Genomic DNA, 20,923 nt, shown 5'->3' with positions numbered 1-20,923 from the left:
GCTGCGACGCGGGTTTCCACGGTGTCGTCCAGGCCACGTGCGCGAGGATCGATACTGCGACAATGTGCACTGCGGCTCACCGAGTCCTCATTCTGAATGCTTTACCGCACAGGATCTTTCGCGTCTATCGACGTGTTCGATCTACTTGCCGGATGCTGGGTGCTTTGCCAGACTGGATTCATGTCGAACGGTCCCGCACTGCTCGAAGCGCTCGCCGCGGGGGATAGCGTACGCATCACTTCGGTCAGTCCTGTTCGTGGCGACGTCTGTAATGTCCAAATGCACCGAATCGTCAACGGCCGCACGGCAGGTACCGCGGTATTCAATTACCACACGGGTACGAAGCCCTGGGAGATCGGGGCCGTGCTGTCGCAGCAGATTCAAGCGGCATCCGGCGCCGACCCGCGATTCGCCCCACATGTCCTGGCCGCCCACGCCGCCAAGGATATCCCGGCGGATCTGCCGATGCGGTTCGGCAACTACAGGGCTTGCTCGGCGGTCGATACGAGCTGTACATGGAGACCTACCTCGATGCTTCGCTGGCGTCCGGAAACCGTCTCGCCGCGGCAATGGTGGAAATGGAAAGGCGGGAAGGGCCCGCGAAACCGCTCGCCGCGGCTGGCAACAGCGGGTGCCTGGTCCTGCTGCTCTCCACGGCTGTTGCCGCTCTCGTCACCGCCGCCGCCGGCTCGGCAGTGGCCAAACTGCGGTATTGACAACACAATTGGGGGATATCATGGCTGATACCGGTACGACGTGGGGCCTCGCCTACACCCAACTCGATGGAGCGCCGGGTTCGCCGTTCGAATGGCACAGTTCCAAACACGCCTGGCCGAACCAGCAGGACGCGGAGTATCGGGCGAAGTCAGGATCACTGATGTTCTCGGAGCCCTCGGACTTCAGGGAACCGCACCCGAACGTCACTGGCGCCGTCCTACTGATCGAGCGCTTCTTCGTATTCCTCGTGTATCCCATCCATGGGGGCGACCAGGCAGGGTCCACGCGCAAGGCGACCGACGGCGTATCGGCCCGCTGGCTCGAGAACCTGCGTCCGACCGACGGCGGGCGGCCCAGCGGTCCGCCCGGCTCCGCCGGCTCACCCCAAATCGCTGCGATGAGCGCCATCCTCGAGGCGGCACAGGCTGGCCACGAAAACTCGATCAGCCCTGAGATCGAGGCCGCTTATCAGGCGCTGCGTGCCCAGATGATCGAAGGCCGCTTCGACGACTCGGTCGCCGCGTCGGTCAAGGCCGCCGGGCCGGCGTACCGGGGCGTGGCATACGCGTTCTTCCGCAATGTCATCGAATACAAATTCTCCGGCACCGAACACCGCCTGGCCGTCGAGCGATACCTCCGCGGCATCGCGGGTTTCAGCCCCGTGGCCATGCAGGGCACCGACATCCCTTTGATGGCCAGATTCATCGTCGATCAAACCGGCACCGGCCAGCCGCGTCTGGGCCGGACGAACATCCCGGGCCTCGACCTCGATCGGTTTCAGGACGACGCACTGAGCACGGCGGTCGCGGTCGGCAGTTTCGAGGGGCTGACGCCCGACGAGATCGCGGTGCGGCTCCAGGGTGCGGCCGCCAGGTATGCGATGGGTATGGGCTGAATCAATTCCTCGTCGCATCAGGCTTCGTCATACCAGCGGCACGGTGTGCAGGTTCCATCCCTCGGACAGTGTTCGAAGCCAGATGCACCGGCCTGATCTGGGGGAGATCTCGACCATCGTCCGCCGCCAATCCATGAAGAACTGCCAGCCGGCGGCTCGGGCGTCGGTGCCCTCGCGAACGTGGTACACGCAGTACACCACCGTCGGCGGCGCGAAGTTCGGGTTGATGTCGGGGGACACCGTTTCATGCGAGCAGCACGCGATCAACTGGCGGTGGTCGAGGGTGTCATCTGCGGCGCGGTTTCGGTCCACGTGAGGGAGATGTCGGAGCAGTTCCCGCCGGTCCGAGTTGGCGCTCTCCCGACTCGAGATCCAGTCGACCAGGTCGGCGTAGGCCGCATCGGCCGAGGGGTGGACGGCGAATCGCAGGTCGTCGGTGTCCAACGACGGTGCCCAGTTGAGCGCGGCCTTGTGATGGAGCGTGATTTGGCTCGACCACGGGAAGTCGACCCGCACCCAACTCCATCCCGGGCCCGCTTCGACGACGCGCTCGGACGGCGGCGCGGGTGACTCCGTCATAGCGGGTATCAGGGCACGCTCGACGAACTCGGCTGTATCTGCGCTGGGCCGGGGTGGTCTGCGGGCCAGCGCCAGGCGGCCGACCGTGCGGGTGTTGCGTTGTTCGGGCCGCGGGTATCCCTTGGCGGGCAGCACCTTTTCCAGGTGTTCGTGGATCGCGGTGAGTGTCAACAGCTCGGCGTCGGGGTCGGTGGGACCGTGACGCAGCAACTCGAGCAGTTCACCGGTGTAGGCGGTGTATTCGGCCGTGGCGGGAGCCATGGAAGGGCGGTTGGCCGGCGACGAGGTCAGCGTGCAGGTGCCCGCCACGCTGATCTGACCCTGTACCGCCGAGGAGACATTGGCCATGAGGTCGATCGCAAGACCGGAGAAACAGCAATCCAGGATGAGGACTCGGTTGTCGGCGCGAGCATGGGCGAGTCGGCTGCGCAGCAGCTCGAACGGCAGGGCCGTCCACGACACCATCTCCGGATCGCTGCGGGTGTTGGGCAACGATAGGTACAAGCCGCCATCCGCGCCGATCAGACCGTGACCGGCGTAGTAGACCAGGAGCAGGTCCTCGGCCTGCCCGGCAGCGGCATTCAGCGCCGCGCCGATAACCCCTCGGTCGGATTCATCGGGCAGCTGCGCACAATGCTCCCGGGCCAGCGCGGTCGCCCACGGACTGGTGAAGATTTCGGCAAGACCGATCAGGTTGTTGCGCACCGCCGGGAGATCGGGAAGGTCGGTGTCGGTGTAGCTGGTGGTTCCCAGTAGCAGCGCCCTGGATCTGGCCGGATCAGGTAGCCGCACGCCTAGTCCTCGAGTGCCTGCCGCAGCAGCTCGGCCACCTCGGGAGCCGGCAAATCAGTCACGGTGATCTTCACACTGCGATGCGCACCGCGGGTGATCTCGATAGCCGCCGAGGGGCGGCGGTGCTTGATCCACACCGTCAGTGACGCCGCCAGCGCCGCGCCCAATCCCTGTGCCCCGAACGCGACTACCAACACCTCCGCTAGCGTGCCCATATCTCCGGGCCGCACCTCCGGTTGCTCCACCGATACCCGCCCGCGGAACTCATCCTCGCGCGATAGCCAGGCCATCAGATCGGCCAGCTCCGACTGAGCGTTCCCACCCACCAACCGAATTCGCGCTGTCATCCCCCGCCCCTTTCCGCATTCGGCAACGGCCGCATGCGATTTGCCCTAAGCCATCATCACACAACAGTCTTTGGAACCCGGTGGGTGATCTCGATGAAATGCTCCAGAACGACCTCACTGGCCGAATGTGGAAGAGCCCCTTCCTAAGAGCCCGAAACTCCTGTCCCTCAGAGCCAGCACTGGGGTCCTGAAGCGCGAGCTGAGTCTTGGCGTGGATGCCGACGAGCCCGCTCACCCATACGGGCTGCCGCCCGATCGGTGCGGCATCACGACACGCATCACCCCGGCGACCGGCGATAAACCCGTCGAGCTACCTGCATCTCAGCGGAAATCCGCAGTTCGCGGTGGGTCGGCATTGTTGTGGATGCTGTACGTGCCACCCCGGGGGCACAACTGACAGAGCTCCCCAACATCACGCACCAGGCCCGTCGACAAGGCTGTGAGCGGCCGGAATTCGGGGCCGACCACCATCGTCACCGGATCCTGCATCAGTCCCTGCGTTTGCTCGGTGTTCTGCCGATGCGCTGCTGTGGGATCGGCACCCGGAATGCAGTCGATCGACGGAAGAGGTACGGGGATCGCGGCAGCGACGATTCTCCACATCGGGATCGACATCGTTCAGCCCCGACACCGGATGAGAGAAGGCACCGATGACTACTTCGAAACTCCCCGTCATATTCATCCACGGCCTATGGCTGCACCCCGATTCGTGGCAGCCGTGGGTCGCGAAGTTCACCGAACGTGGATACTCGGGCATCGCCCCGGGCTGGCCCGGAATGCCCGCGGACATCGCTGCCGCGCGCGCCCATCCGGAATTGATCGCTGATCACGGCATCGAGGATGTGGACAATCACTACAGCAAAATCATCGCCGAGTTGCCCGTGAAGCCGATCCTGATCGGGCATTCCTTCGGTGGCATGATCGCCCAGAAACTGCTGGGTGAAGGCAAGGCTGCCGCGGCCGTCGCGATCGACGCCGCCCAGATCAAAGGCGTTTTGCCGCTGCCGCTTTCCGCGTTACACGCCACCCTGCCGGTCTTCAAGAACCCCGCCAATAAGCATCGTGCGGTATCGCTGACCCAGGAGCAGTTCCGTTATGCGTTCGGCAACGCGCTCAGCGAAGAGGAATCGGCTGACTTGTACCGCAGGTGGGTGGTGCCCGCACCCGGCAGGCCGTTGTTCGAGGCGGCGACCGCGAACTTCCTGCCGCATTCACCGGCCGCGGTGAACTCCGACCGAGAAGCGGACGCCCCACTGCTGCTGATCGCCGGCGGCAAGGACCACACCGTTCCCGAGGTCATCACCACCGCCACGTTGAAGCAATACCGCCACAGCCAGGCGCTGACCGAACTGCTCGCCTTTCCCGATCGCGGTCACTCGCTGACCATCGACAGCGGCTGGGCGGAGGTCGCAGACGCCGCCCTGACTTGGCTCGCAGCTCAGGGCCTGTGATGAATATTGTTGCGCGATAAGGACTTCCGAACGATGAACGAACAACAACACCTCGATATCGCCCGGCGTTGGTTCACCGAAGGATGGCTGACCAACGTCGAGCTTGCCCACCACACCGGTGTCTACGGAGGGGTCGAGGCCACCGGAAAACCCGTCGAGGTCTCCGACATCGCCTTGTGGCGTTTCGAGAACGGCAGAGTCACCGAAATCCGCACTCTGCAAGACCAATTCGGGCTGCTCACCCAGATCGGCTACCTGCCCGCCGGCGTCTACGCCGCGTGAGACGGCGCACCCGGGTGGAGACCACACCCGCCACCGCCCCCTCGCAACCAGCCCTCACCATCGAAGGAGTCCTCATGACCGCCCTGCCCGCTTCCGAACTCGTCCTGGTCCCCGGCGGCACCCTGCTCACCTCGACTCCCGAGGAAGGCCGAGCCCTGGCTTTGGCTCTGGCACGCCACACCATCCACAACATCCAGCCCGATCTGGACAAGCTCGAGGAAGGCCGCCCGATCTATTCGGTCAACCCTGACAGTCTCATCGCGGCCGGACACGTCGTCGCTGTGGAATTTCAGACCATCGCCGCCGCCAACAACTACTGGCGCAGCTGAAACCCACACGCCGCGCTGAGGGGCTTGTGGTTGCTTCAACGATGAAAACGGCCCGGGCCTCGATCGTTCGATCGGGGTCCGGGCCGCTTCGTGTAGGGATGCGGGAGAGGACTACTCGCCGCTATCGCGCGTGAGGTCGGTTCCTCGCGCAGAGGTTCGCACGCTGTCGAGTTCCCGGCCGAGGGAAAAGCTCAACACCGTGCGGATACCGACGATCGCGGCGAGCACCGCGACACTACCGAGGGTCGGGGTCGCGGCGACCGTGCGGATGATGTCCGCACCGACCAGCAATTCGAGCCCGAGCAGAATCGTCGATCCGATCCGCACCCGCAACCAGCGGTAAGTCCCTGGAACTCTCGCATAGAACCGGGGCACGGCCGCGAGCGACGTGGCCGCGGTCCCGGCAACGATCACCGCCACACCGAGCGCATCAATCGATCGGCCCGCACCTTCGACGACCACCGCGAAACTCATCGCATTTCCCTTCCGCGCCAGCGGCACTCACCACGTGGGGACGTAACCGCCGTCGATACGAAAATCGGCGCCGGTGATGTTGCCGCGGTCACGGGCCAGCATCAGCACGACCTGCGCGATCTCCTCCGGTGTGGAGAAGCGGCCGGTGACCATGGCCGCGGCCGCGGTCGCGGTGACCTGCTCGGCAGTGATCCCCGCGCTGCGGCTGACGGTGGCCGCGACACCGTCCTCGGCCAGCCAGAGGTCGGTCGCGACCGGTCCGGGGCTGACGGTGTTGGCCCGAATCCCTTGGGCGGCGAACTCTTTGGACAGGGCCTTGGTGAATGCGGAGAGCCCGGCCTTCGCGGCGCTGTAGTCCACGACCAACGGCTCGGGCAGGCTCGCGTTTACGGAGCTGATGTTGATGACGCTGCCGCCGCCGGCATCGATCATCAACGGCAACACCTGGCGCGTGGCACGCACTGCCGCCAGCAGATTCAGCTCCCAACTCATCTGCCAGTCCGCATCGGTGATCGCCAAGAACCCCTGGGTGCGGGCCGGTGCGCCACCGACATTGTTGACCAGCACATCCACCCGCCCCTCCGCCGCTATGACCAGATCGGCGATCGCGATCGGATCGGTCAGATCCGTGGCCACGAAACGCGCCCGGCCCTGGTCGACCAACACATCGAGCGCGAAGCTCGAGGTGCGTGCCCCGGCGATCACGAACGCGCCTTCGTCGGTGAGCGCCCGCACGATCGCTAGACCGATTCCCCGGCTCGCGCCGGTCACCACGGCTGTGCGGCCGGTCAGATCCGATGTCATGATTGCTCCTCGGGTTGCACGGTTCTCGATGCGATCACTGCTGATCGAGCGCGGCGACCGCGTCGAGCACGATCGCGGTGACCGCCTCGGGATGCGAGACCATGACCGCGTGGGAGGAATGCACCCGCTCGATATGCGCACCCGCCCGCGCAGCCATGAACTCCTGTCCAGCCGGCGGAATCGCCTTGTCGTCCAAGGTGATCAGATCCCACGACGGCACTGTGTGCCACGCCGCCTGACCGGAAGGTTCGAGCTGAGCGATCAACGCCAGCGGATGCTGGGTCTTCGCCATCCGTGCGGCCTCGGCAGGTGGGACGTCGGCGGCGAAGACCGCGGCGAAGTCCTGCTCTTTGATGTAGACGTCGGCGTCGATCAGGCTCGAGCGAGGCCGAATATCGAGGGTCGCCGGACCCAGCAGCGCGCCCGGGAAGCGGATCGGATCCACCACGGTGGTGATGTTTTCCCCGCTGTCGGGCACGAACGCCCCGACATATACCAGCGACCGCACATTGGGCAGGTCCCGGGCGGCGTTGGTGATTACCGCTCCGCCGTAGGAATGCCCGACCAGCACGATCGGGCCCGGGATCGCTTGCAGCGCGGCATGTATCGCGGCTGCGTCGGAGGCGACACCACGCAGCGGATTGTCCAGGGCCAGCACCGAATAGCCGCGGCCGCGCAGATCGGCGATGGTCGCGTTCCAGCCACTCGAGTCAGCGAACGCGCCATGAACGAACACAATCGTCGGGGTGGTTGTCGGCGCGTCTGCGGCAGCGGTGGCTGGTGCCAGTGCCAGTGCGATTGCAGCGGCCAGCGCCGCGGCGAGAAGTGGCCGCTGCCATCTCGGATTCGTTTTCATCGGACACTCCTGGTGGGCTGTTCGAATGGTCGGTATCGAGTGATGGCGCCAACGCTAAGTCGCCGCCCACGACTGCGGCTTCCGTCGATCGACTGCTCTCGCCGACCATCTCGACCCCTGAATCGACTGCATCGCAAGGTGATACGTCCACAGAGCAAGGGCCTCCCGAGTCGACAGAAGGTGCTGCGGCCCGGCAGGCGAGGAACTGAAGACGCTAGGCGGCGGGCTCGGCGGTCAATGCCGTTACCAGTGCCGAGTCGTCCAAATATACCGTCAGCCCAAGAATCCGGCCGTTGTAGACCTTCCAGACCTGCACCTCGGGCACGTCGAACGACGCCCCCGTCGCCCGCGCGGTCCCACGGCTGCGGCCGATCTGCACGACCCGGTCACCGGCGACGAACAAAGGGCCGACCTCGATCTCACTGTCCAGTGCAGTTCGGACACCACCGAGGAAGGCCTGCAAACCGGTCAGACCCTGGTGAAAGCCCCCGTAAGGCAGCCGTTCACTCTGAAAGATCTCGACATCCGGGTCGGTGAGCTCCGCCAGCGCCTCCACATCACCGGCGGCCAGCGCCGCGTAGACACGACGCACGACATCAATGGCTGATTCTGTATTCATGCCTTCAACGCTGCCGACCGATCACGCCGCATCGCTTCCGTCGATCGACTGCACCTCACAATGCACGACGAGGTCGGCCAGTTCGACGCGGAACAATCCCAGCAGTCGGACAGGTACGCGCACAAGGTCATTCGGCAGGCAGGAAGGCGACCCGGGTCACCGCCCAGGTGATGATGTCGTGCCGGATTCGGGCGGGGTGGTATTGAGCCGGTCCGAGAGCTGCGCGCGAGTGGTGATGCCGAGTTTGGGAAACAGGCGGTACAGGTGCGAGCCTACGGTGCGGTGGGACAGGAACAGCCGTTCACCGATTTCCCGGTTGGACAGTCCGCGCGCGGCGAGTGTGGCGATCTGAAATTCCTGGGGTGAGAGCAGAGTGAGCGGATTGTCCTGGGGTGCGATGCGGGGGCGTTCGCCCGCCGCGCGGAGTTCGGCGGCGGCCAGCCGGGACCAGGCGGCGGCGCCGATCGCGTCGAAAACGATTGCCGCCGAGCGTAGCGGCGCACGGGATTCGGTGTTTCTGCGCTGTCGGCGCAGCCAGGTGCCGAAGGCCAGTTCGGTGCGGGCGCGTACCCACGGCCACCGCGTGAGTTCGGGTGCGGCCAAGGCTGTTTCGAACAGACTCTCGGCTTCGGAGTCGTCGGCCAGGACCGCGCGCGCGTACCGCAGATGCAGGTGCAGCATCGGTGCGGGGGTGATCTCTGCGACCTTCTCCAGCCGTCCGATCACCTCGCGGGCCTCGGCGACACGGCCTGCGTGGCGGGCGGTTTCGGCGACGAACATGATCGCTGCGATGCGTTCGCGCGGGTGGAAGCTCGAGGACGTGGGGTCGAACGCGATCAGGAACGCGTCGAACGCCTCGCTGTGGCGGCCTGCGCTGAGCAGAGCGTAGCCGCGCGCCAGCTGTGCGCAGGCAAGAAACACATTGGAGGCGTTGAAGATCGGATGTGCGAATGACTGGTCCGCGAGATCGAGGGCTCGGTCCAGGTCGCCGCGCAGCCCCGCCAGCCGCGCCTCGTTGATGATCTGACCGTCTCCCCAGAACGCCTGGTCTGTCTCGGCGGCGATACGCCGGCCCTCCTCGAGCGCGGCATCGATGCGAACCCAGTCACCCAGGTCGAGGCGGACCGCGCATTGCACACCCAATACCAACGGGAGTAGCCCCATTTGGCCGCGCTCACGCAGCAGGTTCTCGGCCCGGTCGAGGTATGCCGCGGCGGTGACCTGGTCGCCCACCGCGTGTGCGGCGGTACCGATCAAGCGCAATGCTGCCGGGTCGTCGATCGATTCGGGGGCGAGGCGGGCGAGGCGTTCAGACACTTCCACGCCACGCAGAATCGGTTCAGTGCACGCCAGCGCGGCGAGGTGACGCGGATCCGCTATTGCTTCACTGAGCTCATCCAGAGCGCGGGCCACCTCGGCGCGTGATTCCATTCCGGTGTCGGCCCACCAGCATCGCAGGGCGGCGACGTTCAACAGATCCAGGGCCAGGCCGGTGTCCCCGGCGCGGTGTGCGTCACGGGCACTCTCGCACAGGCGCAGTACCCGCGCGGTGTCCCCCGGTGGTACCTCGTTGAGGGTCTCGCGCAGCAGCTCGATCCGGGCCTGCTCCATAGTGGACGGCTCGTCATGAGTGACGGCGGTGACGAGCCGTCCGACGATCTCGGGGCGGCCGAGACCGAATGCGTGCTCGGCGGCGAGCAGCCGCCGCCGTCCACGCCGCGCGGAATCGACGGTAAGCTCCGCGGATCGTTCCAGCGCCCAGATCGCCGAGATTACCGAACCGCGACTCAGTGCGAGGGTGTGCCCGGCATCCAAATCGTCCGCGACGCCGTCGTCGGTTCCCACGATCGAGTGCGCGCGATGCCAGGTCCTGCGGTAGGTTTCCGCGCCGACCGCCCCGGCGAGCGCGCCGTGCGCGGCGAGCCTGCGCCCCAGGGACTCGGACAATTCGACAGCCGAACGAATCAGCGGGTGGCAGAAGGCGATTCGGACCGTGTCGAGCTGAATCAGCGTTGCCCGAACGGCGGGCTCGAGGTCTTCGACGGTCGCGTGCACACCTGCCAGTGTCGAGGCCGCAGCCAAAATCTCGGGCAGTTCATCGCGTGTGGCGAGGGCAGCGACCAGGAGCAGATCGCGGGTGAGCTGCGGCAGTTCCGGCAGGCGTCCGGCGAAGGTCCGCTCGAGTCGCGCTGTCAGAGCGGGGATCTGGGCACCGCCGCGGGTGACGGGCGCACCGGCCGCCCGCCACGCCGCGGGTAGTTCGACCAGGGCGAGCGGGTTGCCGAGTGAGGTCCGCAGGATTTCCTCCCGGGCAGTGGAGCCCAGATCAGCCGCATTCGCCGCGAGAACTTGACGGGCGGCCTCCTCGTCCAGCCCGCGCACAATCAGCTCGGGAAACCCCGCCGTCGCGAACGGCCCCTCGTGACCGGAACGGAAGGCACCCAGCACCGCGATCGGATCACGACCGACCCGGCGCGCAACAAACGTCAGGACGGTCTCGCTCGGCTCGTCCAACCATTGAACGTCATCGACCACCAACAGCAGCGGACGCTCCGACGCCGCCTCCGACAACAAGTTCAGCGCGGCCAACGCAATGAGGAACAACTCCGGCGGCGGCCCGTCATACATGCCGAACGCGGTCAGCAGCACACGGCGCTGCGCCGGCGCCAGCGTATCGAGCTTGCCCAGCACAGGCATCAGAAGTTGATGTAAGCCTGCCAACGGCAAGGCTCTCTCCGATGCGACACCGGCGGTATCGATGACCCCGAAGCCGAGCCCCTCGGCATGCTGTGCCGCAGCGCGCAGCAACGTCGACTTGCCGATCCCGGCATCCCCAACCAGCGATGTGGCACCTCCCCGGTCGCCAACACCGGCCAGAAACGCGGTCAGAGCGTGCTTCTCGCTATCGCGGCCGAGAAGATTTTCGAACAACGAGCTCACTCGCGGATCCTATGCGCGCAGCCCCAATCGTCAAGATCGACTTCTTCGAGGTCTCCGCACAGACCACCCGGCCGAACCACGAACCGATCGGGGTAGCCCAGTCGGAGCGACCGCCCCCCGCACTGGCTCGCCCCACCTGCCACGGCCCACGCAGCGTGCATCACCCCGGTGAACGACGATAAACCGGCCGAACGGCCGAACGATATCCATATCGGCGTAAATCCGCAGTTCACCACGGGTGCGATTTGTCGTAGATGCTGTACGTGCCACCCCGGGGCACGAGGCGACCGGCGTGGTGCCGGGGACCCAGTGCACCATCCGGGTGTAATCGCGGGCTCGAATTGGCGACGTGATCGCGTCGTGCTCACCTCGTGGCAGCCCGCACATCCAGGCATGAGCGACTTTATGGCAATCTTCATGTTGGCTTGAAATCGCGCTATTTCATGCGGTAATGACATGCACCTAATCTTGTTTCGTGTCGAATTCCGCATTTCAGAAATCTTTCAGTTATGAATTGGGTGTTTGGATTCGGAGGCAAACCGGTCGCCGATCGGGTTCGGCGGATCGGGGCCATGGGAGGACAGGAAGAGTGTCAAGATGAAGCGAACCGCTATCAAGACCACTGCCAAGCTGATCGTAGCGGCGCTGCCGGTGTCGGCTGTCGTGCTGTTCTCGGGCACGGCCTCGGCCGACGTTGCCGCGCCGCAGCCGATTGTCGCCGCGCCGGTCGCCGAGGGTCTGCCCTTGGATGAGGTGGCCACCAATCCGAACGCGCAGTTCCCCGACCCCGCGCTGAATGGCGCGGCGGCCGGTGCGCTGACCGGTAGCGCCGGCGGTGGCGCGCTCGGTTCGGTTGTCGGATCACTGCCCGGCCTGGTCACGGGATCGTTCTTCGGAACGATCATCGGCGCCGGAATCGGTGCTCTGATCGGCATTTTCGACCCGAATGTCATCCCGCAGGTGCTGCCCTGATCGACCCGGTGCGCGGAGCGTACGAATAGCGAACTGTGCCGCAACCGACTCATCGGTTGCGGCACGGACGGGTCTCGGCGCCAAGTGCCGGTTCGAACCCCACCCCACCCCGCCCGTCAAGACTTGGCGCACCGCTGATTCCCGGCGCGATGGCGATGAGCAGCCGCGATACCGCCGTTCGTGAATCTCGTTCAGGGCCGGGTGGTTTCGGTTCCCGCAGGCCTGATTCACGCTGCGACCGGCCTCGGTTTGACTTAGGTGAATCAAGATGATTCGATCTGAATCATCATGGTTTCAGTGAATCAACCGGCAGAGGGTGCGGCAGCGGCGGCGGTAGTCGCCGCGAATGCTGTTGCGCGCCAGTCGCGCCCGCGTCAGCAGTTGGCTGCGGAGCTGCGTCGGTTGCGGGACCTGGCTGGAATCTCCGGCCGGGAGCTGGCCAAGCGAGTCGGAATCAGCCAGTCGACGTTGTCTCGGATTGAAGCCGGCAACGTGGTGCCCCCTCTACCTCAGGTGCTTAGTTGGGCCAAAGAGGTTGGGGCAGACGCGGATTGTCAGGATTCGTTGCGCACTCTCACTGAAGCGGCGCACTCACCCGAGGTGCGCGACTGGGCGTCCTCACTCGCGGACCGCGCGCATTTGCAGGACGACGTACGGGCATTCGAGGAGGACGCGCAGGTGGTGCTGAACTTCCAGCCCGCACTGGTGCCGGGTCTGCTCCAGACCGCCGACTACGCCCGCCGGGTGTTCGCCACGTTCGATCCGCCCTACGCGCCCGAAGCTCTGGCGGCCGCGCTCGCCGCGCGCCTGGAGCGCCAGCGTGTGCTGTACGACCCCGCGAAGCGTTTCGAATTCCTGATAACCGAAGCGGCCCTGCGTTTTCGGCCGGGCCCGCATCGTGTGCTGCTCGCCCAACTGGACCGGATCATCTCGATCGAGACCCTCGATACGGTCAGCATCGGGGTGATTCCGCAGGATGTCGAGGCGAGCACCACTATCCCGCACGGTTTCGTCATCTACGAGAACGAAGACCACGCGGTCGCCTCAGCGGAACCGATCCCGGGAAGCATGGTTACCCGCGGCCCCGAACTTGTCGACGCCCATCGCCGCCGCTGGGTGGCTTTGACTCGAATGGCCTTGTCCGACAACGATGCCCGCGTATTCCTCGCCGAACTCCGGGACGAAATCCACCGCATCGCAACCAATTGACCTGTTTCCAGCGGCCGTCGAGGGGTCGGCCGCACCTGGGGGTGGTGGTGTCGCAGCGAATTCGCTGCGACACCACCGGGCCCCGTCAGTCACCGAAATCGAATTCGCCGGCCCGCACACCTGACGTGAACGCTCGCCACTCGGATTTCGTGAACCACAGTATCGGGCTGTGCCGATCCTTTGAATCACGCACCGCGATCCGGCCTTCGTCGTACGCGACCTCGACACAATCGCCGCCACCATAGCTGAAGCTACTCTTGGCGAACCTCGGGCCGCGGCGCTCCCCGCGAATCATCTTGCAGTTCATGGCATTCATTCCTTCCCCCGGAGGGTCACTCCCCATGACCCTCTCGTGCATCGCCTACGACCAACACAGTGCTATCCGAACCACCAGCCGCGCAACCGAATTCATCCGGTCCTGCACGTCGGCGCATCGAAATGCTCATGAGCGCAACACTACGGCGACCCACCGACAAAAAGCCGTGCTGGCGTAGCCACCACCCCGCTGTTGGTAGCGCAGCGGGAGCAAGCGCCAACACGACAACGTCGCCGTCACCAACCCAAGTTGATGACGGCGACGGCAAGCAAGGTTCGTTAACCTGGCCAGCACCAGTCCAGGGTGGCTGATCCGGGCGTCGGAATGTGGACACAAATGGTCACCCAGATATACGGCGCGTCGATAACACCGAAATATTGGATAGCTGAGAGGGTGCTGGACCACTGGCCAGTATCGACACTGGTCGGTGTGATCCACTCTGACGAGTGGTTGCCCTGAAGTGGGTCAGCCGAATTGCCGAGCCTTCCGCCCTCGCTGTGCGAGGCTCTGAATATGCTGGCAATCGAACGAAAGTGGATGTCGTCCGTCATCGTCATGGCAGCGCTCGTCGTGACGCTGTCCGGCTGCAGTGGCAGCAAAGAATCGAATGACAAGAACGCGAAGGATACGCACGTGGTAAGCGCCGCAGAGATTCACGATATCGCGAAGCAGGCGTACATCTACGGCTATCCGATGGTGGACAATTATCGGATCCAGTATTCGTACTTCCAGGACAAGCAGAGTTCACAGTTCCGCAGTCCCTGGAATGTCCTGCACTCCGATGCTCATGTTGCCACCCCCGAGGACACGGCCGTCCAGACCCCCAACTCGGATACTCCGTATTCAACGCTGGGCGCGGATCTTCGCGCGGAGCCGCTGGTGCTGACCGTGCCGGAGGTCGAGAGTAATCGGTACTACTCGGTCCAGTTCATCGACGCCTACACCTACAACATGGCCTACGTAGGCAGCCGTACCACGGGCAACAAGGCGGGGAAGTATCTGCTGGCGGGACCGAACTGGAAGGGCGACAAGCCCGCTGGGGTGGACGAGGTGCTGCAGTCCGAAACCGATTTCGTACTCGCGTTGTACCGGACCCAATTGTTCGGTCCGAGCGATATCGATAACGTGAAGGCGATTCAGGCCGGCTATACGGTGGAACCGCTGTCGCAGTTCCTGGGTAAGCCGGCGCCTGCCGCACCGGCCGCGATCGATTTCCCGGTTCCGCAGAACCCTCAGGAGCAGAAGAGTTCGACGAAGTTCTTCGACACTCTTGATTTCGTGCTGCAGTATGTGCCGGTGCAGGATTCGGAGAAGGAACTCCGTGCGAAGTTTGCTTCGATCGGAATCGGAACCGGCGAGAAGTTCGACATCAGTGCGCTGCCCGTGGATCAGCAGCAGGCTTTCCAGGACGGACTTACGGACGCCTGGAACGAATACAATCCGCTGCAGACGAAGATCGACAAGGGTGATGTCACCTCGGCTCAGCTTTTCGGTAGTCGCCAGATTCTAGGAAGTAACTACCTGTACCGGATGGCCGGTGCGGTAAACGGAATCTACGGCAACGACAATGCCGAGGCGATGTATCCGATTTTCCGCCAGGATTCGTCGGGCGCGACGCTGGACGGAGCGAACAAATACGTCTATCGGTTCGCCCCGGGGCAGTTGCCGCCGGTCAAGGGGTTCTGGTCCATCACGATGTATCGGATGCCGCAGAGCCTGCTGGTTGCCAACCCGATCAATCGCTACCTGATCAATTCGCCGATGCTTCCTGATTTGAAGCCGGATGCGGACGGTGGCTACACGTTCTACGTGCAGCATGAGTCGCCCGGAGCGGACAAGGAATCGAACTGGTTGCCGGCGCCCGAGGGGCCCTTCGTCCTGATCGAGCGGCTCTACTGGCCCGATGAGGCCGCAATCAACGGGACCTGGAAAGCTCCACTGCCGCAGCAGGTCGCCTAGTCCCGGTGTGATCCGTCTGGAGCGTGCGCTGGTAGCGCCGCCGCCCTTCGAGCGGAGCCGACAGTGCCGATATGCCCTTGCGTGGCGCGGCTGTCAGGGGCGGCGGTCGCCGGGGATCCGCCGCATGAAATTCGTCGTCCGACGGCGCTATTCTGTTGTGCGCCAATGGATGTGTGGAAGATTTGAGGGGACCTTCGGGGGGTTCTGGTGCTGGAGTGGATCATTGTATGGCTGATCAATGGGATCAAGCGGGGATGGAGTCTGGCTGATAGATACTTCCAACCGGTGCATCGGCTGGCGCCCAAGGATATTGGGATCGACCGATTGGGGACCGCGCGTGCACTGCTGGGATGCGCGATAACCGCGACTATCGCCGCCCGCTATGCCGCGCCCGGCTGGGGTGACTTCGTGATGCTGGAATCGCTTGGCAGGCTGATGCTTTCGACGATCATCGCGGTTCCCGTATGCCTGACCGTAATGGCTGTACTCGTGTTCTGTGCAGAACCAGTTCGGCGGCGGGATTGTGCGCGTCTACTCGGGGCGCCATTGCAAACCATGGGAATCACAATCGGGCGTCTTCTGCGCCGAATCATCCACTGAAGCGACATCACCGCAGCTGATCGGATCGTGGATCGCGGGACCGGATTCTCCACGAAGCCCTCACCGCAGGACCGGCGCGGTGCGGGTATTGTTGATGCTTCTTGAGAAGCTTCGCTGCATCACGGCCCCCGACGATTGTCCAAACCGGTTATGACGGGATCCGCTGAATTACTCCTTCAGGCCGTCGTCATCGTCCTCAATTGGCATGTCGAGAAACACCGCCACGTCACCCCGTTATCGTGCGGGGGTCGACCGCAAAGGACTGCTCGGCGGCTGGCGGGTAGGGGTTCCCCTTGGCAGCCGGGTACTGGCGTGGCCCGATTGAGAGGATCTGGACCTTGAGCGATCTTTCTCGCCGTGACGTGCTCAGAGCGTCGGTGGCCGCTGGCGTCGGGGCGGTCGTTGTTCCGGGCCATACGGCCGCAAACACGCCGGATATTGCGGACGGGAGCGACCCGGGTGAAAGCTCGGGATGCCCGCCCGCGACGCTAACCGGCCACATCGTCCGCCCCAGCGACGCGTCGTACACGGACGCGCGACTCGGCTGGGACCAGCTCTTCTCTCACTATCCGCTGGTCATCGTCTTCGCACAGGAAACCCAGGACGTGATGAACGCCCTCACGTGGGCGCGGCAGCACAACGTCGCGCTGCGGGTGCGGAGCGGCCGCCACGCCCTTGAGGGCTGGTCGAACGTAGACAACGGCATCGTGATCGACGTCAGCCGGCTGAAGTCGGTCCAGATCGACCCTGGCGCTCGTATCGCGACGGTCGGCGCCGGGCTGAACCAGTTGGAAGCGGTGACGGCGCTCGCGAAGCAGAACCTTGCGGTCACGACCGGAAGTGAGGGCAGCGTAGGCTTGTCCGGCGCGACGCTCGGCGGTGGCCTCGGGCCCCTCAACCGCTGGCTCGGCATGGCCTGCGACAGCCTGATCGCGGCCGAGGTCGTCGTCCCGTCGGATCACGACTGCGTCAAGGTGATCAACGCGGACTTGCAGCACTGCTCGGACCTGCTCTGGGCGCTCCGCGGGGCGGGAAACGGTAACTTCGGGATCGTCACACAACTCACCTATAAGGTGTATCCACTCATCAGTCTTGCCTATGTGCAGGCGACATGGGATGGACTTGGGGACCTGTACGGGGTCTTCGAGGAATGGCAGCGTACGGTACCGTTCGCCGACAACCGTCTCGGATCCGAGCTCGAGATCGACAAGTCCCAGATCCTGCTGTCCGCGTGGCTCGCGGAGGGGTCGGCGGCACAGGCCAAAGAGATGCTGGCTCCGATCCTGTCGGTCGGCACGCCCGATGTCACGGTGCAGGTCGGTAACTGGGGCGACATCTTTGCGGGAGCCCAGCCCCCGCTCGCGCAAGAGCCCGCGAACTCGAAGTTCTTCTCGGAGTTCGTCAAGGAGCTGTTCCCGAAGAAGGCGATCGACATCATCGGCGACTTCATGCGAAACGCTCCCACAGAGGAGAGCAACTACTTCGTCGATGCCTTCGGTGGGGCGATTAAGAGGGAGCCCCGCGGCGGCACGGCGTTCGTGCATCGCGACGCGCTTTTCTATGGCGAGATCGGCGCAGTCTGGGGGACTCGTTCAACACAACCGGGTGTCTGCGACCCGCTCACCTCGCAAGCCCAGGCCTGGACCGCCGAGTTCGGCCAGGCGCTACGGCCCTACACGGACGGCGCCTACGTCAACGTGCCGAACGTCGGAATGCAAGAGTGGGAGACCGCCTACTGGGGGAGACAGCACTTCGAGCAGCTGCGCAGGATCAAGGCGAAGTACGACCCCCACAACGTTTTCCAGTACGAGCAGAGCATCCCGCCCGCGTCACAGTGATCGACAGTCTCCGTCGGGACCCCGCCCCGGTCAGGCTCGGCCTTTCACGCAGAATGGTCCGACAACCCAAGCTCGGACCTCGCCAAGTCACCTTGGCCCGGCAGATGTACGACGAACTCGACGACGACGGCAAACGCCGCTACACCACTGCCTATGGTGACAGCTCGCGGGTCATGAAGACGGAGTGGGGATCGGGCCGGTACGGCGGGAAGGGCTCGCACGGGGTAAAGCCGTACTTGGCGTAGAGATTCCGGGCAGGCTCGAAGTAGGGCTGTGCCCCACCTCCACCATCGATGCCGAACTTGTTGTCGATAGTCGAGATTCGCGCTTGTCGCCGGCCTGTGTTCCATGTCCGGCCGCTGAGCTCTGACCCGATCATCGCCATCAGCCGGGACTTCCCCGCCGCACCGGAGGGCAACTCAACGAAGATCTCAATGGATATTCCGTTGCCCGTGAAGACTATTCGTCCACCGGTACGGACATCGTGCAGCAGTACGACGTCGTCTTGGCGGGAAGACTGCCACAGCTGCTCATCGTCATGGTCCGGAGATAGGAACTCCGGCATCTCTGCTGCCAACCCCGACCAAAAACGGTTCTCTTCGACGCCAACCAGATATTCAATTCCCAACTGCTGCAAAGATACTCATACCCACTGACAGCCCGACCGCGACCTGGTTCAGCTGATGCGCGAGAACTCGAGCCATGGTCGGCCGAAGGGTTATGGATGCCACTCGTACGTGAGCGCCTAGTCGGCATTTGGAGTGTTTGCGACGTACTAGCGACGGGGTGACGGCGCGACTGGCGTCGGCGCTGGTGATCGACCTCTGTCACCACTGTTCCGATGAGCCATCGAAATGGGTGAATTATTCTGCTGCACTGGTTGATTCGCCGATGCTGGCCAGCTTGTCGGTGCCTCCTCCTGGACGCGGTCGTCGATTGGCGTAACCTCGACACCGGTCAAGTGGGGAGCCTGACCCGTTTCATCCCGGCCGGTCAGCGCTCGACACCTGCGATCGTTCTCGCCGATACCGGGTCCGGACGCGTCCAACTCACCCTGCGGACCGACCGGCCGAATATCCCGGCCTCGACCGAAATCATTGTGCCGTAAGCCAATCGGCTTGATTCCGGGTCGCCAGCCGCGCGGGTTGCTACATCACTTGCCGCCCAGAACCGAATGCCGGCGCGCTGAACCCGCCAGAACGGCACCGGTCAGGTGATCGCTGCCGGGTTGATGGTCTCGATCTTCGTCAGCTGAACCGACCCGGTCTCACTCCAGGGTCGTCGCCGATACCCGCGCCGGCGGCCAGGCTTGCTCCACCCGTTGGCGCAGCGCGTCGAGCGGGAGGGGAACACGACTGGCCGCCAGCACCTGGTTACCGGTGTAACCGGCGAACACGTCACCGTCCAGCAGTGCCCGGTGCGGAAACACCTCGTACACGGCGTCCAACTCGTGCCGGGTGCCGACCAGATTGAGCAGGTAGACGCCGTCGGGACGCAGTACCCGGGCTACCTGGCCGGTGAACTCGGCACCGGTAATTCCCGCCGCCATCCGTAATCCTTCATACGCGTCCGCGACCACCAGGTGCGCGGATGCCGCAGGGAGAGTGGCGATTTCGGTCAAGCCGTCGCCGATCCGCAACTCGACTCCCGGCAGCGCGCGCAAGCCCAGCCGTTCGTCGACGAACTTCGCCAAGAGTTTGTCGGCTTCGATAACCAGGTGCCGGGATCCGGGTCTGACCGCGATCAGGTATCGCGGGAATGTGCAGCCGCCGCCTCCGATGTGCACCACATCCAGTGGTGCGTCGGAGGGTTCCAAGGAATCGACCACGTAGGACAGATACCGCGTGTAGTCCAGGTCGAGATACGTCGGATCGTCCAGATCGACGTACGACTGGGCAATCCCGTTGACGGTCAGCAGCCAGCCACTCGGCCGGCTTAGATCGACGGACAGTTCAGCGATGCCGAATCGCACCTCACGTCGCCCGGGCACCGGTCGCATCCTCGCCTTGCCGGGCCCTGCCGGCCGATTACTCATCAGTACATGATTCCCGGCGCACTTCATGCACTTGCATCCGCTGCCCTGTTCTACTGCTGAGACCGTTTGCCGGCCGAACAGAGGTGTGCTGGAGCCACTCGACGCTGGTCACATCCCTGTTTCATTCATCACCGCGGCCGAACCGGTGATACGAGGGCATTGGAACTGCTTGGAAACATGGCGGCCACGAAAGGTCTCCTGTTGTGCCGCACGCTGATTCGGCGTGATCAACCTCTCTGATCCGCCGGTGCGACCAAGGGAAATTCTGATATGGCCAGGCTTGTCATTGCTCTGTTGCTCGCTGCCGCGCTCAGCGGGTGCGCTTCGAACTCCTCGGAGGTGAAAACCGTTTCGCCGCCGTCTACCTCGGCTGCGGCGGCGTCACCCGCGCGAGCCAAGGCGTGCCAGCAGTTCGCGGCGTTCTTCGCGTCGTTGCGTGATCAAGCGAAGAATTCGGGTTCGGGATGGACCCCGGAGCAGGGAGCTACGGAGCTGATCGCCACCATGCAGCAGTCGACCGCATGGGCGACGACGTCCGAGTCGGAGCGGCAGGACACCATCGCCGGAATCAAGGATGCCGCGTCGGGCACGAACTGCGGCTGACACCGGATGGCTCCGGCGGCCGAGGCATTCCCTTCGAAGCATGCCGATGTCGGTGCTCCTTGCGAGAATTCGGGCATGTCGAACTGATGCGCCGCTGGAGTGGGTGGAATTCGGTGCGCCACAAGGAGATTCAGGCCGAGCCGAAACCTGATCTGCCGCTGGAGACTTCAGAACTCTCGCAGTATCTGATCCGCATCGAGGACAAGGAAGTGGTCGGACCTTTCGGGTGCCTTCTTCCGCCCCGCCCGCTGCATGAGATGTTCGCCGATGCCTGGGCCGTCCGGAGCCTGTCATAGCGACAGCGGT

Annotated in this window: 24 protein-coding genes and 1 pseudogene; 14 read left to right on the top strand and 11 right to left on the bottom strand. The window is 64.4% G+C overall.

All coding sequences use genetic code 11. The features are described 5' to 3' along the window. Window positions 1-515: 515 nt before the first annotated feature. Window positions 516-716 (top strand): hypothetical protein, encoded by a 201-nt coding sequence (locus GFY24_RS04705; RefSeq protein ID WP_153803744.1) that lies wholly within the window; start codon window positions 516-518, stop codon window positions 714-716. A 161-nt stretch (window positions 717-877) separates the two neighbouring features. Continuing rightward, window positions 878-1,612, top strand: a complete 735-nt coding sequence (locus tag GFY24_RS04700; RefSeq protein WP_153803743.1) for a hypothetical protein — start codon at window positions 878-880, stop codon at window positions 1,610-1,612. Between the two features lie 27 nt (window positions 1,613-1,639). On the opposite strand, the gene GFY24_RS04695 is transcribed toward GFY24_RS04700, so the two are convergent. The 3 genes from GFY24_RS04695 to GFY24_RS04685 all read right to left on the bottom strand — a co-directional run bounded on the left by GFY24_RS04695 (window position 1,640) and on the right by GFY24_RS04685 (window position 3,945). Next, complete coding sequence (locus tag GFY24_RS04695; RefSeq protein ID WP_309230458.1) at window positions 1,640-2,983, bottom strand: caspase family protein; 1,344 nt, start codon at window positions 2,981-2,983, stop codon at window positions 1,640-1,642. Window positions 2,984-2,985: 2 nt separating this feature from the next. Further along, a complete protein-coding gene (locus GFY24_RS04690; protein WP_153803742.1) occupies window positions 2,986-3,330 on the bottom strand; it encodes a hypothetical protein in 345 nt (114 codons plus the stop codon). 321 nt (window positions 3,331-3,651) lie between these two features. Next, window positions 3,652-3,945 carry a hypothetical protein gene (locus tag GFY24_RS04685; protein WP_153803741.1) on the bottom strand — a complete coding sequence of 98 codons (294 nt, stop codon included), beginning with the start codon at window positions 3,943-3,945 and terminating at the stop codon, window positions 3,652-3,654. A 35-nt stretch (window positions 3,946-3,980) separates the two neighbouring features. Between GFY24_RS04685 and GFY24_RS04680 the strand changes: the two genes are divergently transcribed. From GFY24_RS04680 to GFY24_RS04670, 3 genes are read left to right on the top strand one after another with little or no spacing between them, the layout of a single operon-like run. Beyond that, window positions 3,981-4,781 (top strand): alpha/beta hydrolase, encoded by an 801-nt coding sequence (locus tag GFY24_RS04680; RefSeq protein ID WP_153803740.1) that lies wholly within the window; start codon window positions 3,981-3,983, stop codon window positions 4,779-4,781. Between the two features lie 33 nt (window positions 4,782-4,814). Further along, window positions 4,815-5,063 (top strand): ester cyclase, encoded by a 249-nt coding sequence (locus GFY24_RS04675; RefSeq protein ID WP_153803739.1) that lies wholly within the window; start codon window positions 4,815-4,817, stop codon window positions 5,061-5,063. Beyond that, complete coding sequence (locus GFY24_RS04670; protein ID WP_309230457.1) at window positions 5,060-5,392, top strand: hexameric tyrosine-coordinated heme protein; 333 nt, start codon at window positions 5,060-5,062, stop codon at window positions 5,390-5,392. The genes GFY24_RS04675 and GFY24_RS04670 overlap by 4 nt, the downstream gene beginning before the upstream one ends. A gap of 111 nt (window positions 5,393-5,503) precedes the next feature. Here GFY24_RS04670 and GFY24_RS04665 read toward each other — a convergent pair whose 3' ends face one another. From GFY24_RS04665 to GFY24_RS04645, 5 genes are all read right to left on the bottom strand, one after another. Further along, window positions 5,504-5,866: a DUF1622 domain-containing protein gene (locus tag GFY24_RS04665; RefSeq protein WP_153803738.1), complete on the bottom strand. Its 363-nt coding sequence runs from the start codon at window positions 5,864-5,866 to the stop codon at window positions 5,504-5,506. A 27-nt stretch (window positions 5,867-5,893) separates the two neighbouring features. Next, window positions 5,894-6,670 (bottom strand): SDR family NAD(P)-dependent oxidoreductase, encoded by a 777-nt coding sequence (locus GFY24_RS04660; RefSeq protein WP_153803737.1) that lies wholly within the window; start codon window positions 6,668-6,670, stop codon window positions 5,894-5,896. 34 nt (window positions 6,671-6,704) lie between these two features. Further along, complete coding sequence (locus tag GFY24_RS04655; RefSeq protein WP_153803736.1) at window positions 6,705-7,526, bottom strand: alpha/beta hydrolase; 822 nt, start codon at window positions 7,524-7,526, stop codon at window positions 6,705-6,707. A gap of 214 nt (window positions 7,527-7,740) precedes the next feature. Beyond that, a complete protein-coding gene (locus GFY24_RS04650) occupies window positions 7,741-8,145 on the bottom strand; it encodes a nuclear transport factor 2 family protein (RefSeq protein ID WP_153803735.1) in 405 nt (134 codons plus the stop codon). Window positions 8,146-8,301: 156 nt separating this feature from the next. Further along, complete coding sequence (locus tag GFY24_RS04645; protein ID WP_309230456.1) at window positions 8,302-11,085, bottom strand: AAA family ATPase; 2,784 nt, start codon at window positions 11,083-11,085, stop codon at window positions 8,302-8,304. A gap of 597 nt (window positions 11,086-11,682) precedes the next feature. Here GFY24_RS04645 and GFY24_RS04640 point away from each other — a divergent pair. From GFY24_RS04640 to GFY24_RS04635, 3 genes and pseudogenes are all read left to right on the top strand, one after another. Beyond that, entirely contained in the window at window positions 11,683-12,057 is a 375-nt protein-coding gene (locus GFY24_RS04640; RefSeq protein ID WP_153803734.1) for a hypothetical protein, read from the top strand. Between the two features lie 288 nt (window positions 12,058-12,345). After that, a pseudogene (locus GFY24_RS43575) lies at window positions 12,346-12,594 on the top strand (helix-turn-helix domain-containing protein); the annotation flags it as partial. Between the two features lie 27 nt (window positions 12,595-12,621). Then, window positions 12,622-13,266, top strand: a complete 645-nt coding sequence (locus GFY24_RS04635; RefSeq protein ID WP_228565999.1) for a DUF5753 domain-containing protein — start codon at window positions 12,622-12,624, stop codon at window positions 13,264-13,266. Window positions 13,267-13,351: 85 nt separating this feature from the next. Here GFY24_RS04635 and GFY24_RS04630 read toward each other — a convergent pair whose 3' ends face one another. Further along, complete coding sequence (locus GFY24_RS04630) at window positions 13,352-13,573, bottom strand: DUF397 domain-containing protein (RefSeq protein WP_228565998.1); 222 nt, start codon at window positions 13,571-13,573, stop codon at window positions 13,352-13,354. Between the two features lie 522 nt (window positions 13,574-14,095). Between GFY24_RS04630 and GFY24_RS04625 the strand changes: the two genes are divergently transcribed. From GFY24_RS04625 to GFY24_RS04615, 3 genes are all read left to right on the top strand, one after another. Further along, window positions 14,096-15,541 (top strand): DUF1254 domain-containing protein, encoded by a 1,446-nt coding sequence (locus tag GFY24_RS04625; RefSeq protein WP_228565997.1) that lies wholly within the window; start codon window positions 14,096-14,098, stop codon window positions 15,539-15,541. Window positions 15,542-15,748: 207 nt separating this feature from the next. After that, window positions 15,749-16,141, top strand: coding sequence for a hypothetical protein (locus GFY24_RS04620; RefSeq protein WP_153803732.1), 393 nt, complete (start codon window positions 15,749-15,751; stop codon window positions 16,139-16,141). A gap of 338 nt (window positions 16,142-16,479) precedes the next feature. Then, a complete protein-coding gene (locus GFY24_RS04615) occupies window positions 16,480-17,979 on the top strand; it encodes an FAD-binding oxidoreductase (RefSeq protein WP_153803731.1) in 1,500 nt (499 codons plus the stop codon). Between the two features lie 151 nt (window positions 17,980-18,130). Here GFY24_RS04615 and GFY24_RS41635 read toward each other — a convergent pair whose 3' ends face one another. Beyond that, a complete protein-coding gene (locus GFY24_RS41635; RefSeq protein ID WP_228565996.1) occupies window positions 18,131-18,616 on the bottom strand; it encodes a hypothetical protein in 486 nt (161 codons plus the stop codon). Between the two features lie 324 nt (window positions 18,617-18,940). On the opposite strand from GFY24_RS41635, the gene GFY24_RS04605 reads away from it, so the two are divergent. Further along, window positions 18,941-19,087 carry a hypothetical protein gene (locus GFY24_RS04605; RefSeq protein WP_153803730.1) on the top strand — a complete coding sequence of 49 codons (147 nt, stop codon included), beginning with the start codon at window positions 18,941-18,943 and terminating at the stop codon, window positions 19,085-19,087. Window positions 19,088-19,246: 159 nt separating this feature from the next. Here the strand turns inward: GFY24_RS04605 and GFY24_RS04600 are convergent, their stop codons facing one another. Next, window positions 19,247-19,969: a spermidine synthase gene (locus tag GFY24_RS04600; protein ID WP_153803729.1), complete on the bottom strand. Its 723-nt coding sequence runs from the start codon at window positions 19,967-19,969 to the stop codon at window positions 19,247-19,249. A gap of 315 nt (window positions 19,970-20,284) precedes the next feature. On the opposite strand from GFY24_RS04600, the gene GFY24_RS04595 reads away from it, so the two are divergent. Then, window positions 20,285-20,617 carry a hypothetical protein gene (locus GFY24_RS04595; protein ID WP_153803728.1) on the top strand — a complete coding sequence of 111 codons (333 nt, stop codon included), beginning with the start codon at window positions 20,285-20,287 and terminating at the stop codon, window positions 20,615-20,617. Window positions 20,618-20,676: 59 nt separating this feature from the next. Beyond that, the gene (locus tag GFY24_RS04590; protein WP_153803727.1) at window positions 20,677-20,913 is read left to right on the top strand and encodes a hypothetical protein; all 237 of its coding nucleotides are present in this window, start codon (window positions 20,677-20,679) and stop codon (window positions 20,911-20,913) included. Window positions 20,914-20,923 lie beyond the last annotated feature (10 nt).

Origin of the sequence: Nocardia sp. SYP-A9097 (genome assembly GCF_009649815.1) — a bacterium.
Classification (GTDB): domain Bacteria; phylum Actinomycetota; class Actinomycetes; order Mycobacteriales; family Mycobacteriaceae; genus Nocardia.
The sequence above is the reverse complement of the archived record's forward strand: the minus strand, read 5'-3'. Positions and strand labels throughout refer to the sequence as shown.

Excerpts from the sequence above, each read along its gene's own strand:
- GFY24_RS04705 (WP_153803744.1), top strand. The coding sequence starts at position 516 with ATGGAGACCTACCTCGATGCTTCGCTGGCGTCCGGAAACCGTCTCGCC.
- GFY24_RS04700 (WP_153803743.1), top strand. The coding sequence starts at position 878 with ATGTTCTCGGAGCCCTCGGACTTCAGGGAACCGCACCCGAACGTCACT.
- GFY24_RS04690 (WP_153803742.1), bottom strand. The coding sequence starts at position 3,330 with ATGACAGCGCGAATTCGGTTGGTGGGTGGGAACGCTCAGTCGGAGCTG.
- GFY24_RS04685 (WP_153803741.1), bottom strand. The coding sequence starts at position 3,945 with ATGTCGATCCCGATGTGGAGAATCGTCGCTGCCGCGATCCCCGTACCT.
- GFY24_RS04680 (WP_153803740.1), top strand. The coding sequence starts at position 3,981 with ATGACTACTTCGAAACTCCCCGTCATATTCATCCACGGCCTATGGCTG.
- GFY24_RS04675 (WP_153803739.1), top strand. The coding sequence starts at position 4,815 with ATGAACGAACAACAACACCTCGATATCGCCCGGCGTTGGTTCACCGAA.
- GFY24_RS04665 (WP_153803738.1), bottom strand. The coding sequence starts at position 5,866 with ATGAGTTTCGCGGTGGTCGTCGAAGGTGCGGGCCGATCGATTGATGCG.
- GFY24_RS04660 (WP_153803737.1), bottom strand. The coding sequence starts at position 6,670 with ATGACATCGGATCTGACCGGCCGCACAGCCGTGGTGACCGGCGCGAGC.
- GFY24_RS04655 (WP_153803736.1), bottom strand. The coding sequence starts at position 7,526 with ATGAAAACGAATCCGAGATGGCAGCGGCCACTTCTCGCCGCGGCGCTG.
- GFY24_RS04650 (WP_153803735.1), bottom strand. The coding sequence starts at position 8,145 with ATGAATACAGAATCAGCCATTGATGTCGTGCGTCGTGTCTACGCGGCG.
- GFY24_RS04640 (WP_153803734.1), top strand. The coding sequence starts at position 11,683 with ATGAAGCGAACCGCTATCAAGACCACTGCCAAGCTGATCGTAGCGGCG.
- GFY24_RS04630 (WP_228565998.1), bottom strand. The coding sequence starts at position 13,573 with ATGAACTGCAAGATGATTCGCGGGGAGCGCCGCGGCCCGAGGTTCGCC.
- GFY24_RS04625 (WP_228565997.1), top strand. The coding sequence starts at position 14,096 with ATGCTGGCAATCGAACGAAAGTGGATGTCGTCCGTCATCGTCATGGCA.
- GFY24_RS04595 (WP_153803728.1), top strand. The coding sequence starts at position 20,285 with ATGGCCAGGCTTGTCATTGCTCTGTTGCTCGCTGCCGCGCTCAGCGGG.